The organism is Enterobacter sp. QK-SA4 (genome assembly GCF_056856775.1).
On sequence record NZ_JBXFXH010000007.1, the window covers coordinates 1974392 to 1988719 of the forward strand.

The 14328-nt window shown below is 57.1% G+C and carries 9 protein-coding genes; all 9 read left to right on the plus strand.

What is annotated here, in order from left to right:
• Positions 1-6 precede the first annotated feature (6 nt).
• The 9 genes from tssH (at position 7) to AC1VYI_RS11010 (ending at position 14270) form a co-directional block, all read left to right on the plus strand.
• On the plus strand, positions 7-2622 hold the full coding sequence (gene tssH / locus AC1VYI_RS10970; protein ID WP_134866088.1) for a type VI secretion system ATPase TssH: 2616 nt from the start codon (positions 7-9) through the stop codon (positions 2620-2622).
• A 24-nt stretch (positions 2623-2646) separates the two neighbouring features.
• On the plus strand, positions 2647-4065 hold the full coding sequence (locus tag AC1VYI_RS10975; RefSeq protein ID WP_047741747.1) for a serine/threonine protein kinase: 1419 nt from the start codon (positions 2647-2649) through the stop codon (positions 4063-4065).
• A gap of 65 nt (positions 4066-4130) precedes the next feature.
• Entirely contained in the window at positions 4131-6716 is a 2586-nt protein-coding gene (locus tag AC1VYI_RS10980) for a type VI secretion system Vgr family protein (RefSeq protein WP_134866089.1), read from the plus strand.
• Position 6717: 1 nt separating this feature from the next.
• A complete protein-coding gene (locus AC1VYI_RS10985; RefSeq protein ID WP_223825968.1) occupies positions 6718-7224 on the plus strand; it encodes a hypothetical protein in 507 nt (168 codons plus the stop codon).
• Between the two features lie 55 nt (positions 7225-7279).
• Entirely contained in the window at positions 7280-7747 is a 468-nt protein-coding gene (locus AC1VYI_RS10990; RefSeq protein ID WP_482881012.1) for a hypothetical protein, read from the plus strand.
• Between the two features lie 129 nt (positions 7748-7876).
• A complete protein-coding gene (locus AC1VYI_RS10995; RefSeq protein ID WP_134866090.1) occupies positions 7877-8953 on the plus strand; it encodes a hypothetical protein in 1077 nt (358 codons plus the stop codon).
• A 75-nt stretch (positions 8954-9028) separates the two neighbouring features.
• Complete coding sequence (locus tag AC1VYI_RS11000; protein WP_023330599.1) at positions 9029-9469, plus strand: DcrB-related protein; 441 nt, start codon at positions 9029-9031, stop codon at positions 9467-9469.
• A 3-nt stretch (positions 9470-9472) separates the two neighbouring features.
• Positions 9473-13888: an RHS repeat-associated core domain-containing protein gene (locus AC1VYI_RS11005; RefSeq protein ID WP_158513734.1), complete on the plus strand. Its 4416-nt coding sequence runs from the start codon at positions 9473-9475 to the stop codon at positions 13886-13888.
• Positions 13889-13913: 25 nt separating this feature from the next.
• Positions 13914-14270: an SMI1/KNR4 family protein gene (locus tag AC1VYI_RS11010; protein WP_045355831.1), complete on the plus strand. Its 357-nt coding sequence runs from the start codon at positions 13914-13916 to the stop codon at positions 14268-14270.
• The last annotated feature ends 58 nt before the right edge of the window (positions 14271-14328 follow it).

Consider the following 14328-nt stretch of genomic DNA (forward strand, 5'->3'; position numbering starts at 1 on the left):
ACTAACATGTCAGAAATTAGCCGTGCCGTGCTTTTCGGCAAACTGGATACGCTGTTATTTACCTCTCTGGAAAGCGCCACTGCGTTCTGCAAGCTGCGCGGCAACCCGTACGTTGAGCTGGTGCACTGGCTGCATCAGCTGATGCAGCAGCAGGATGGCGATCTGCAGCAGGTCATCCGCCACTTTGCCCTTGATGAACAGCAGCTGACGCGCGATATCGTGGCCGCGCTGGACGTCCTTCCGCGTGGCGCCAGTTCCGTTTCCGATCTTTCTGAACATATCGATAGCGCCGTGGAGCGCGCCTGGGTGTTTGGATCGCTGAAGTTTGGCGTCAGCCGTATTCGCGGCGGCCATTTGCTGATCGGCATGCTTAAAACCTGGAACCTGGCTAACGTGCTGAAAAGCATCTCGTCGCAGTTCACCCGCCTTAACGTCGAGGTGCTGATTGAGCAGTTCGACGCTATCTGCGCCAACAGCAAAGAGACGCAGCAGGCCGCTGCCGCCGCAGACGCACCGGCGGGTACGGTACCGGCGGCGCAGGGGACTCTGGCCCAGTACGGCCAGGACCTGACGGCCCGCGCCCGCGAAGGGAAGATTGACCCGGTTGTCGGGCGCGACGAGGAGATCCGCCAGATGGTGGATATCCTGATGCGTCGCCGCCAGAACAACCCGCTGCTGACCGGGGAAGCCGGGGTCGGGAAAACGGCGGTGGTGGAAGGGCTGGCGCTGCGTATCGCCGACGGCGACGTTCCGGAGCCGCTGCAAAATATTCAGCTGTGGCTGCTGGATATCGGCATGCTGCAGGCTGGCGCAGGCATGAAAGGCGAGTTCGAGGCCCGTCTGCAGGCGCTCATTAATGAAGTCCAGTCCAGCGCCACGCCGATCGTTCTGTTTATCGATGAGATCCACACCCTGATTGGCGCAGGCGGCCAGCAGGGGACCGGCGATGCGGCGAACCTGCTGAAGCCTGCCCTGGCGCGCGGACAGCTGCGCACCATCGGCGCTACCACCTGGGCGGAATACAAAAAGTACATCGAGAAAGACCCGGCGCTGACCCGTCGTTTCCAGACGGTGCAGGTCCACGAGCCGGACGAAGCGAAAGCCATTCTGATGCTGCGCAGCACCGTGTCGCCGCTGGAGACGCATCACCAGGTCCTGCTGCTCGACGAAGCGGTCAGCGCAGCGGTGAAGCTGTCGCATCGTTACATCCCGGCGCGTCAGCTGCCGGACAAAGCCGTTGCGCTGCTCGACACCGCCTGCGCCCGCGTCGCGGTCAGCCAGAGCGCGCCGCCCGCGCAGCTGGAAGACTGCCTGCGCCTCCTTGCCGCGGTGGACGTGGAAATTGAAATCGCTGAGCGCGAAGCGCGCGTGGGAGCCGGTGACGCCGATCGCGTGACCGCTTTACTCGCCGAACGCGACGCGTATGAAACAAAACGCGAAGCCCTGGCCCTGCGCTGGGAAGAAGAGCGCAGCCTGGTGCAGGAGATTATTCGCCTGCGCGCGGCGCTGTTCGCGGCGGGCGATGAGGATAGCACCGAGCTGCGCGGCCAGCTGGCGGAACGGCAGCAGGCGCTGAACGCCCTGCAGGGCGATGAGCCGCTGCTGTTTGCGGCGGTGGATGAAAACGTCGTTGCCGCGGTGGTCTCTGACTGGACCGGGATCCCGCTGGGCCGGATGGTGAAAAATGAGATCGACGCGGTGCTCAACCTCGCCGACACGCTGAACCAGCGCGTTATCGGCCAGCGTCATGGTCTGGACCTCATTGCCCGCCGCGTGAAAACCTCGCGTGCGAAGCTGGACGATCCCAACAAACCGGTGGGCGTCTTTATGCTGTGCGGCCCGTCCGGGGTTGGTAAAACTGAAACCGCGCTGGCGCTCGCCGAGTCTCTGTACGGCGGCGAGCAGAACGTTATCACCATCAACATGAGCGAGTTCCAGGAAGCGCACACCGTTTCCACCTTAAAAGGTGCGCCTCCGGGGTACGTAGGGTATGGTGAAGGTGGCGTGTTGACCGAGGCCGTCCGCCGCCGTCCGTACAGCGTGGTGCTGCTGGACGAAATTGAAAAAGCGCACCCGGACGTCCACGAGATCTTCTTCCAGGTCTTTGATAAAGGCTGGATGGAAGACGGCGAGGGGCGCCACATCGATTTCCGTAACACCATTATTATCCTGACCTCCAACGTCGGCACCGACCTGATTAGCGCCATGTGCGCCGATCCGGAGCTGATGCCGGAGCCTGACGCGTTAAGCGGCGCCCTGCGCCAGCCGCTGCTGGAGGTCTTCCCACCGGCGCTGCTGGGCCGCCTTCTGGTGGTGCCGTACTACCCGCTCAGCGACGAGATGCTGGGGCAGATTGTTCGCCTGCAGCTCAGGCGCATTCAGCGTCGTCTGGAAGAGAATCACAGCATTATTTCTGAGTTTGACGACAGCGTGGTGGAACAGATTGTTCAGCGCTGTACCGAGGTGGAGTCCGGCGGCCGCATGGTGGATGCTATTCTGACCAACACCCTGCTGCCTCAGATGAGCCAGATCTTACTTACCGCCAGCCGCAGCGACGAGCAGTACCGACGTCTGCACGTCACCTGCGAGCAGGGCGAGTTTCACTGTCAGTTTGCCGCGTAATAATCATCAAGAGAACTGTAAAAGATGACGGATAATGATAACAATCGGACTGTCCCAAACGCGCTCCCGGTCGGGTACCGCTTCAACGAGTTTGAAATCAAAGAGGTGATCGGCGGCGGCGGTTTTGGCATCGTCTATCGCGCGTGGGATCACCAGCTCGAACGCACTATCGCTATCAAAGAATTTATGCCTTCCTCGCTCGCCGTGCGCGGCGACGATATGACCCTGGTGCTGCGCAGCGAGCGCTTTGGCAAAGCATTTTCCGCGGGCCTGAACAGCTTTATTCAGGAAGCCCGTCTGCTGGCGCGCTTTAACCACCCGAACCTGCTGCACGTCCTGCGTTTCTGGGTGCAAAACGACACGGCCTACATGGGGACGCTGTTTTACAGCGGCACCACGCTTTCGCGCCTGCGTGAGGAAAAGCCGGAGCTGATCAACGAGGCCTGGATCCGCCGCACGCTGCCGATGCTGTTCGGTGCGATCAAGACCATCCACAACGAAGGCTATCTGCACCGCGACATCTCTCTGGATAACATTCAGATTCAGGATAACGGCCTGCCGGTGCTGCTTGATTTCGGCTCCGCGCGCCGCACCATCGGTAACCTCTCCGACGAAACGGAAACCATGCTGCGCCCGGGCTTTGCGCCGATCGAGCAGTACACCGACGACAACGAAAGCGAGCAGGGCCCGTGGACGGATATTTACGCCCTCGGCGCGGTGCTGCGTACCCTGATTGTGGGCTCTCCGCCGCCGGTCAGCGTGGTGCGCTCAATTCAGGATACCTGCAAACCGCTGGTGGAAATCATGCCGCAGGGCTATTCCATTCCGCTGCTCCAGGCCATCGACCGCGCGCTGGCGCTGCACATGGAGGACCGTCCGCAGTCCATCGACGAGTTCGCCGCGCTGATTGAGATGCCGGTCGCCGGTATCAACGACGTGCTGACGGCGAAAAAGCCCGGCACGATGCTGGTACCGGTGGAGGAGGAACAGCCGGCTTCGCTGCTCGACTGGCGTCGCTATAAGATCCCGGGCATGGTTGCCGCAGGCGTGCTGGTGGGCGTTGTCGCCGGGGCGATGCTGTTCAGCAGCGGTAATGATGCTCCCGAGCAGGCTGCACAGCCACCGGCAGAGACGCGTCCGACTGAAACCGCCGCTAACACGCCGGATGTGAAGCCGGAAACGGCGAAGGTTAACGAGCAGGCGACGGCCCAGCAGACTCCGCCGCCTGTCGAGAGCCCTGTTGCGCTGGTCTATATCCGCATCCTCGACGGCGAAACGCTGAAAGTGAACGGCGAGCCAAAAGCGCTGCGTCCGGCGACCAACGGCTATGCATCGCTCAAGCTGCCGGCCGGTGAGGTGAAGATTGAACTGCAGGGCAACGGAAGAACGCGTGGCCAGACGCTGGATATCACCAAACCGGGCACCTGGCTGGTGAACCCTTAGAATTACGTTCAGTCACAGATGCGAACCTCTTTTCTGCATCGCATAAGCTAGATGGAATAAAGATTATGCTCAACCGAATTACCGTTCAGCTCCCGGTGGAGGGGCTTCTGTTCTGGAAACTGACGGGCCGCGAGGCGATGTCCGAGTCGTTCGCGCTGACGCTGACCGTGCTCGGCACGGACGCGCGCATCGACCGCAGTAAGCTGCTGGGCCAGCCGGTCACGGTGACCATCCCGACGCAGAACCTGCTGACGTCCCGCTATATTAACGGCAAGATTACCCGCGTGGCGGTCAGCGCCGTCGAACTGACGGGCACCCGCTATGCGGTGTACCAGATGACGGTGGAGCCGGACCTGTGGCCGATGAAGCGCGACCGTAACCTGCGTATCTTCCAGGGGCAGACGGTGCCGCAGATTGTCAAAACCCTGCTGGGTGAGCATCAGGTCAACGTTGAGGATAAACTCACCGGCAGCTACCGGGTGTGGGACTACTGCGTGCAGTATCAGGAGTCGAGCCTGGACTTCATCAGCCGCCTGATGGAGCTGGAGGGGATTGCCTATCACTTCAGCCACGAGGCCGACAAACACACCCTGGTACTGACCGATGCCGCCACCCAGCATCAGCCGTTCAGCGGCTATGAGGTCATTCCTTACCACCAGACGCCGTCCGGCGGCAGTACGGACGAAGAGGGCATCAGCCAGTGGGCGCTGGAGGACAGCGTGACGCCGGGGATTTACAGCCTCGACGACTATGACTTCCGCAAGCCGAACGCGTGGCTGTTCCAGGCCCAGCAGAACCCGGCGTCGCCGAAGCCGGGCAGCATTGACGTGTACGACTGGCCGGGGCGCTTTGTGGACAAAGGCCACGGGGAGTTTTATGCCCGTATCCGCCAGGAGCGCTGGCAGGTTGAGCATCAGCAGATTCAGGCCACCGCCACGGCGGCGGGGATTGCGCCGGGCCACACCTTCACCTTAACTAACGCGCCGTTCTTCAGCGACAACGGCGAGTATCTGGTGACGGCGGCGGGCTATCACTTCGAAGAGAACCGCTACGCCAGCGGCGAGGGGGAAACCATTCACCGCACCGATTTTACGGTCATCCCGTCGGCGGTGGTGTACCGTCCGGCGCAGACCACGGCGTGGCCGCGCACCTACGGCCCGCAGACCGCGAAGGTGGTGGGGCCGAACGGCGAGAGTATCTGGACGGACAAATACGGTCGCGTGAAGGTGAAGTTCCACTGGGATCGGCTGGCGAAGGGCGATGACACCAGCTCCTGCTGGGTGCGCGTGTCGAGCGCGTGGGCGGGCCAGGGCTACGGCGGGGTGCAAATCCCGCGCGTCGGAGACGAGGTGGTGGTGGACTTTATCAACGGCGACCCGGACCGTCCGATTATCACCGGGCGCGTGTACAACGACGCGAGCATGCCGCCGTGGGCGCTGCCGGCGGCGGCGACGCAGATGGGCTTTATGAGCCGCACGAAAGACGGTTCCGTCGACAATGCCAACGCCCTGCGGTTTGAGGACAAGGCGGGCGCAGAGCAGGTGTGGATCCAGGCCGAGCGGAATATGGACACCAGCGTTAAGAACGATGAAACGCACAGCGTCGGCGGGGCGCGCAGCCATTACGTGAAGAAAAACGAGCTGCATCGCGTGGAAGCGAACCAGACTCAGGCCGTGAAAGGTGGAACCGAGATCCTGACGGGGAAAGGCAAGCTGGACGCGGCGGTGGAGCAGTACGTTATTGCTTCCGGGACGAAGCTGCGGCTGGTCTCCGGTGAGAGTGCCATTGAGCTGAATGCTAACGGCAAGATTAACCTCATCGGCAAAGAGTTTAACTTCTTCGTGGAAGGGGATGGTTATATCACCACGGGCGGTAAGCTGCATCTGAATACCTCTGGCACCAAGCCGGGCACAACGGCGCCGGGATCAGGGCATAAAGGGGATATTAATGCGGCGGTGCAGGCGAAGTTTTCACCGCAAGAGAGCGCTAGTCGTCCTGCCCCTGCTGCGGCTCCAGCAGCAGGCCAATCGAAACCTGCTCCAGCTTCGGCGTCAACAACAGCCCCGCCTTTGAAAGGGAATTATGTTTATAAAAATAATCCGAATAGCTCAGACGTTATGCCTTTCAATGATGATGTTGTTAAACAAATCAACAAGTCACCGACCCTTCAAACTCAGCTAAAAGATTTGAAAGACAAGGGATGGGCGATTCAACCAGGTGCGACTGGAGGGGGAAGTTATACTGATTCGGATAATAAACTGATCGTTATGGATCCCGAACACATGGAAGACACGGCCAATACAGTACAAACACTGGCTCATGAAGCAGGGCATGCAACATATCCTGTTGCAGCGGACTATTCTAGTAAAGAAAATTTCGTTAACAGCCAGCTTATGGATGAAGGTGGTGCAACCTTGAATAATATCAAAATACAGCGTGAAATTCTGGGAAATGGCGGTATTGATATTGATATAGCAGGAAGCCCGGAAAATCTCAAAGCTTACAATGCAGCCTATGATAAAATGGTAAATGGAGAGCTGTCGCGGGTTGACGCTGCAAAAGCTATAGGTAAAGTCTACGGTAAAGGCGAAATAGCTTCGGGTACCGATCTCAATTACAGCGATTATTACGGGGGTTTCTATGGTAAGTAGAATGACAAAAAATACCATCCTCTTTTTGCTCCCACTATTTTCATCTTTTTCTTACGCAGGACAAACAAACATGAACCAAGATTCGTTATGGCATATTGTTAAAGAACTCAAAACAGTCTGGGGAAAACAGACCGAGGATGTCAGTAAACTTTTCCATCAACCACTGGTCCAAAAAAATCCAGAAGTGAAAGACCGTTATACGTCAGTTCCATTCACATTATCTGATGGAACACGTATCAGCGATTTAGATGTTCGTTTATGGGGAAACGGAGATAATAGTGTTTCACTTGTCTCGTTTGTAATCGAACAGCCTTGCATTACGCTCGAACAAGTCAAAACTCATTTCCCTGATGTTAAAATTTCTAACATTCCTCGTGGGAATACCGCAGGACAATCAGTTGGATACCGAACCGTTGCTGATGAGAGAGGACTTGCATGGGCATTTAGTTTTCCGGTAATGAACCAGGAATGCCTAAATAGAGTCGTTATGTCGCGTTACGATCGTTAATAAGTGTTGTGTTTTCATGCCGGCACGGGTATTTCGCTGCCGGTTTGCAGTATTCGTGAAAAGCGTAATTTACATCAAGTTAGTGACGATAAACGTGAAAAAACACACGCCTATATTTCTTTGTTTTTCCCTGATGTTTAGTTGTCTGAGTAGTATTGTGGTTTTGGCAGAGGCTATGCCGCCCGTTCTGACAAAACAGGATTTTTCCGTGAAGGTCAAAGACCAGTCCATCTCCCTGGGCGACAGATGGGCTTCTAATATCGCGCTTAAATTTGACGTGCCGGTGGAAGGCAGTTTTACCGGTGAGGTTCCTTTTGACGGAACTAATTATAAATTCTTCCAGCATCAAAGGGCTGGGTTAGAAATATTCAGTTCTAATCTCTGGTGGGATAAAGCGGAAAGAAGCGTTGATGATTATATCGTGTCTCAAATTACGGTGACTGCCGAAGGCTTCGCAACGCCGCGTGGTATCCATGTGGGTTCAACGAGAGAGGAATTGAACAGCGCATACGGTACCGGTTAGGTCGACAATGATTCGGGGGAACAGTGGATTACCTACGAGTTGGGTAAAAAAGCGCTCTCGTTTGAGATGAAAGACGGCAACGTTTTGAAAATAACCATGAATTACAACAATGGCTCTTCAGAATAATTTATGACCAAAAAGTATCTGGCAGCCGTATTGTTCACCGCTTTATTGACAGGCGTTGTTGAAACGTCATCGGCGCTTGAATTATCGCAATACAATAAGCTCGATACGGTTAGCCGCATCGTTAACGACAGCGAAGTGACAGACAGTCTCAGGACGCTGCTGGGAAATCATTACCAGACCTTTATTGATAACTTTGATGTCTTCGGTGAACCGCATACCGCGGCAGGCGGCGGATTGTTTGTTGAAGGCTGGCTAAAGGATCTCTACCAGGAGAATGCGTCAGCGCTGGTCATCAATCCTGACGGCAAAATCTTTGCGGCCTGGGTGGTTCCGGAGTCGGACGTTATACAATATCGGTCATCTGATAATAGCCCGGTTATTCATGCCGATATTCAGCAATGGGCCGCCAGATTCAATACGATGCAGTTTGCAAAAAGCAGCCAATCAGGCCTCGCGTTTGACGGGGAGTGGGCTGGAGAATCCGGGAGCGACTCGACGTTAACCATGCGGTTAGCTGAATCAGGCAACCGTATCACTGGGTCTTATTGCTATATATCCCAGAAAGGAAACCGCATAGATTGCCCGGAAGATGATGAGCGTAATCTTACCGGTACTATCGCTGGCAATCGTGCCAATATTGAATTCAACTCATCGTTTGGCGGCCCAGGCGGACGTGCTGTTCTGGCAATAAAGGAGAGTGAAATGGAATGGCGTCTGGTAACGCCTTCACAAAAAGGAAATGATTATACTCCGCTGAGTTATACGTTACGTAAAGCCGCTTCGGTTCATCACGCTGAAACCAGAAAACTGGACACCGAAAAGTTCACTATCTCTCTGATAAACAAGTGCGGGCGTTTCGAGGGTGAATGTGACCAGATGGTTTATCTCGGCGTGCGCAAAAGTGATAACAGTACGATCTCCTTAAAGGGAAAAACGTTGCACGATTCCGCAGGTAAAATAATCGGCTCAACGTACAAGAATGGCGAGATCGTTTATACCGTGACGTATGAGCCCGCGAAATTGGTTGTCAGCAAAGGCAGCCAGGTTTTAGTCGAACAGTCAGGTCAATGGCGTAAATAATAAAACAGCCAGCCAAAGGGCCAGCATGGATTGGCCTTTTTGTTTCTCACAATATTAATCATCCCGAGTTCACTTATGAAATACACCCTCCAGGAAGGTTCGTTTTCCCTTTTTCCTGCTGCCTGGCAGGATAACAGCATGAATATTATTCGCGATGACGAAAGCGGGCTGTCCGTGGTGGTCAGCCGCGGCGTGATTCCCGATGGCAGCGACTACGAACAAGAGTTTCACCGCCAGTGGGATGTGCTGCGTCCTCAGATGGGTGAAATTGCCCAGAGCGAATTCCGGAACGTAAAAGCCGGGCCTGACGGAAAAATTAACGGGCTGGAAGTTGAGACCACCTTTGACCGTAACGGGCAGCGCCTGTGGCAAAAACAGCTGGCCGTTCAAACGCCGGGCAAACCGGTATTGATGATTTTTACCCTCTCGGCACTCAGAGCCTTTACCGAAGAGGACGAGGTGCGCTGGAGCGCGCTTAAGCAGAGTCTGACGCTAAACGACAACCGGAATGTGTAAGGCATGAGCGATAACAACGCGGCCCGTAAGGGCGACGAGATTATTCACTCCAGCATTTTTGCTGACATCACCAGCATTGTGGCGGAAGGTGCCGCCTATGCTGTGATCGGCGCGGCGGTAGGCGCAGCTGCAACCGTAGCAGCGCCATTGCTGGGCGCAGGGGCGGCCGCTGCGGGCGTAGCGGCAATAGGATCCAGCTGTCTGTTAAGCGGGATTATCGGTGGCGTGCTGGCGAACGTGGCGGGTATTACCGACGATATTAGCAACGCCGCTGAGGGGTTAGGCAATGCGCTTTTCCCGCCGTCGCCTGCGGGTAAAATCACTACCGGTTCCAGTAACGTTCTCACCAACGCAATCCCCGCCGCGCGCGCGGCAGGCACGCTGACGCCCGCCGATACGCCGTCTCCTGAGCCGCAGTCGCCGGGCAGCTTTGCCGATTACGCGGGCATGCTGCTATCCGCAGCCGGTCAGTTTGGTAGCGAAATGTGGCAGCCGAGCGTGGCCTCTGCCGCCGCGGGAACCTCGCCGCTGGAAGAAGACAAGGTGGCGTGCGAAAAGCACTCCGGACCGCAGTATCTGGCGGAAGGCTCTAAAAGCGTCTTCATCAACGGGCAGCCTGCGGTGCGTGCCAAAGATCGCACCACCTGCGAAGGCACCGTTTCTGACGACGTCTCCCCGAACGTGATCATCGGCGGCGACACGCTCACGGTCCGCGATATCAAAAGCGGTAAAACGCCGGGTCTGGCGCTGGGGATGATTGCGCTCTCCCTGCTGCGCGGGCGTCCGGGCAAGATCCTGAAAAACATGCCCTGCGCGCTGGCGGCAGCCGGCGGCGGGATGCTGGCCGATATGGCGGTGAATGCCGTGTTTGGCTCCTCGCACCCGGTTCACGCCGCCACCGGCGTGAAGGTGCTGAATGACGACGACGAGCTCGACTTCTCGCTGCCGGGGCGCTTTCCGCTTCGCTGGCAGCGCAGCTACAACAGTCTGACCACCCGGGAAGGGCTGTTCGGTCTGGGTTGGGCAACGACCTTTGACAGCTATCTCACGCTGGAGGACAACAACGCCACCTGGTTCGACGAAACCGGGCGCGAGCTGAGCTTCGAGCTGCCCCCTGTCGACCGCGCGTTTTACAGCATCAGCGAAGGCATTATCATCCGCCGCAATGAGAACGGCGACGTGGCGATTGCCGACGATGACGGCGCGGTGTGGCGTCTGTATAAACCGACCCGGGCGAATCCATCTATCCTGCGTCTGGCCTCCCTCAGCGATGAATACGGCAACGCGCTGCTGACGGAGTGGGACGAGCACGGCAGGCTGGTTGGTCTTCACGACGAGCCGCGGGCGATAGACGTCACCCTGCGCTATGACGATGAACGTTTCCCGCAGCGCGTTACCGCTGCCAGCCATTTCGACGGCAGCCATACATGGCCGCTGATGCAGTGGGGCTACGACGCGCGCGGCCAGCTGGCGAGCGCGACGGACGCCTCCGGCGTGGTGACGCGTGAATACCGCTATAACGAGCACGGGCTGATGGTCTGGCACCGGATGCCGGGCGGTCTGGAGAGCGAATACCGCTGGAAAAAATTCGATCACTGGCGCGTGGTGGAAAACCGCACCAGCACCGGCGACGGGTGCCGCTTTAGCTACGATTTAGCCACCGGGCTGACGACCGTTGAGCACTACGACGGCCAGACGCGCCGCCACTACTGGAACGCGCAAAACCTGATTGTCCGCTACGTTGACGAGCGCGGTGAAAACTGGCTCTACGAGTGGGACGAGAACGAGCTTCTGACGCGTCGCATCGATCCGCTCGGCAATGCCGTTACCTTCGTCTACGACGACATGGGCAACCGGGTTCAGGAGATCGACCCCGACGGCAATACCCGCACTACCACCTGGCTGGAGCACCGCGCGCTTCCTGCGGCCATAATTGAAGCCGAAGGCAGCACCACCCGGTTCTGGTACGACGAACATCACGGCCTTAAGCGCGTGGTGGACCCGATGGGGCAGACCACGCAGCTGCGCCGGGACGAGTTCGGCCAGGTCGTTGAAGAGGTTGATGCCGCCGGAAACAGCCGCTACCAGGAGTACAACGAGGCCGGGCAGATCGTTCGTTCGACGGACTGTTCCGGGCGTATTACCCGCTACCGCTATCACCCGCTGGGCTGGCTGGTGGCCGAGACTGGCGCCGACGGGGAAGAGACGCGATATCGCTACGACGCCGCGGGGCGCCCGGTGCAGCTCGACCGTCCGGAAGGCTGGACGGAATCGCTCAAATGGAACGAACGTGGCCTGCCGGTGAAGCACGCGGGCGCCGACGGGAAAGAGAGTGAGTTCAGATACGATGAGGCGGGGCGCTTAACCGCCACCCGTAATACCCAGGGTGAAGAGGTCCGTCGCCGCTGGGACAGCCGCGGGCGTCTGATTGCCCTGGAAAACGAAAACGGCGAAGCGTATCAGTTCCGCTGGGGCGCGGACTCGCTGCTGCTGGAAGAGGTGGGGCTGGATGGCGTAGCCTCGCAGTATCGCTATGACGCCTGCGGACGCACGATAGCACGCACGTTTGCCGCCGGTCATCCGGAGGCCATCACCCACGCCTTCGCCTGGAGCGCGAGCGGCCAGCTGGTCGCCCGCACCACGCCGGAGGGGCAGACCCGCTACCACTACACGCCGTCCGGACTGTTAAGCCGAATTGGTCTGCATCCTGCGCTTGCAGCCGACGCGTGGACCACCGAGGCAGAGCAGGAGCTCGCCTTTGACTATGACGCGCTCGGTCGCGTGACGCGCGAAGCGGGCGAGCTCGGCGAGCTGGCTTGGGAGTATGACGCGCTGGGCAACCGCACCTCCGTCACGCTTCCCGACGGCCGCGAGCTGAAGCAGTTCTACTACGGCAGCGGGCATCTGCTCAGCATTGCTCTTGATAGGCTGTCGGTCTCCGACTTTACCCGCGACGAACTCCACCGGGAGACCAGCCGCACTCAGGGGCTGCTGACCACCCGCAGCGAATACGATCGTCTTGGGCGACTGCATCGCCGGGACGTCTTTACCGGCAATGCGCAGCGCCCGTCGCCGCGCCGCTGGTCCCGCCGCTGGGATTACGACTACCACAATAACCTGGTGAGGGAAGAGCGGGACGATAACCCGTTCAGCTGGTACCGCTGGCAGTACGACAGCGCCGGGCGCCTGCTCGTTCAGGACGGCACGCTGCCCGGCCAGGAGCAGTGGCGCTGGGACGCTGCCGGTAACCCGCTCGAAGGATCTGCTGAGAAGGTCACGCACAACCACCTGACGCAGCTGAACGGCATTCGCTGGCGCTATGACATCCACGGCCGCACCGTGGAGAAAGATAACGGCCAGACCCGCTGGCACTACCGCTACGACGGCGAACATCGCCTGACGGAGGTCATCAGCCAGCCGCGGGATCGCAACAAACCGCAGACGCAGGTCAGCTTCCGCTACGATCCGCTCGGTCGCCGCATCAGCAAAACGCGGCGCCAGATGCTGGGCGGACAGCCAACCGGCAAGCCGGTCACCAACCGGTTTGTCTGGGAAGGGTTCCGCCTGCTGCAGGAGGTGCACGGGGATGTGCCGCTGACCTACGTCTACAGCGACCAGGACAGCTACGATCCGCTGGCGCGTATTGATGGCGTGGATGCTCCGGAGATCTTCTGGTTCCACTGCCAGCCCAACGGCACGCCGGAGCGGATGACGGATAGTGAAGGGCAGGTGCGCTGGGAGGGGGTGAACAGTGCCTGGGGCAAGCTGCTGCGTGAAAGCGAGACGCAGGTATCAGGATATCCTCAGAACCTGCGCATGCAGGGGCAATACCTGGACCGTGAGACAGGGCTGCACTACAATCTGTTCCGGTATTACGACCCAGACTGCGGACGGTTTACGCAGCAGGACCCGATAGGGCTGGCGGGGGGGATAAACCTTTACCAGTATGCGCCGAATGCGCTGGGGTGGGTGGATCCGTGGGGGTTGTCGAGATGTAAAGCACCGAACGGATATAAAACTGGTGATGTTGATCCACATGGTAATCTTTCGCCTGGTGTAAACAGAGCATCGGGTCATACAAATAGTAAAAATGATGGGTTTGTACAAAGTCACCACCCAATACAGGACGCTTGGGCTAAGAAAAGAATAAACGGTTACCAGAGAAATACTGCACCTGCTACGTTACTTAAGTCCGCATCAGGCAGTCCGCACGCGAATATAAGTTCTGCTCAACGAACTCGTAGAGCTTTGCCGGGAGGTTGGGATACAACATTGAAACAAGAGTTTCATATCAGTTACAAAGAAATGATTGATGCAGGTGTTCCAAAGCAGCAGGCTAGGAAATCGATTAGTGACTCTTATAAATATTTTGACCAGTTAAGAGAGTTAAATAGTAGTAATGTTTATTTTGATATATAACTTATTAATTTATAGGTAATCCGATATGGAAAAACAAGATTTAATCGATCAGTTAAATGAAATTGAAAAATTCATGCACATGCCTTTACCTTCTAAATATAAGCGCTTTATGATTGAGAACGTCAAGGACACTGACTCGTATGAAATTCAACGAGCGAATGGTGATCAACTTTATGTTTTCAATTGTTTTGATTTACTTGAAAGAAATAATACCTATGCAATTCAAGAAGTTGAGCCCGACGTTTTATTGATTGGTCAAGATGGTGATCTTGGGTACTTCTTAAATTTGCGCAAAGGTTCTGATGAGATTTATTCTTTAGATCTTGGAGCGTTAGGAAGCCTAGACATGGATAAAGAAAGTGATAGCATATTTACGCTATAATGTTTTTTTAAAACTAGATCAATGTTTTGGGAAAATCCACACCAAATCGTGAATATTT

Excerpts from the sequence above, each read along its gene's own strand:
- tssH (WP_134866088.1), top strand. The coding sequence starts at position 7 with ATGTCAGAAATTAGCCGTGCCGTGCTTTTCGGCAAACTGGATACGCTG.
- AC1VYI_RS10975 (WP_047741747.1), top strand. The coding sequence starts at position 2,647 with ATGACGGATAATGATAACAATCGGACTGTCCCAAACGCGCTCCCGGTC.
- AC1VYI_RS10980 (WP_134866089.1), top strand. The coding sequence starts at position 4,131 with ATGCTCAACCGAATTACCGTTCAGCTCCCGGTGGAGGGGCTTCTGTTC.
- AC1VYI_RS10985 (WP_223825968.1), top strand. The coding sequence starts at position 6,718 with ATGACAAAAAATACCATCCTCTTTTTGCTCCCACTATTTTCATCTTTT.
- AC1VYI_RS10995 (WP_134866090.1), top strand. The coding sequence starts at position 7,877 with ATGACCAAAAAGTATCTGGCAGCCGTATTGTTCACCGCTTTATTGACA.
- AC1VYI_RS11000 (WP_023330599.1), top strand. The coding sequence starts at position 9,029 with ATGAAATACACCCTCCAGGAAGGTTCGTTTTCCCTTTTTCCTGCTGCC.
- AC1VYI_RS11005 (WP_158513734.1), top strand. The coding sequence starts at position 9,473 with ATGAGCGATAACAACGCGGCCCGTAAGGGCGACGAGATTATTCACTCC.
- AC1VYI_RS11010 (WP_045355831.1), top strand. The coding sequence starts at position 13,914 with ATGGAAAAACAAGATTTAATCGATCAGTTAAATGAAATTGAAAAATTC.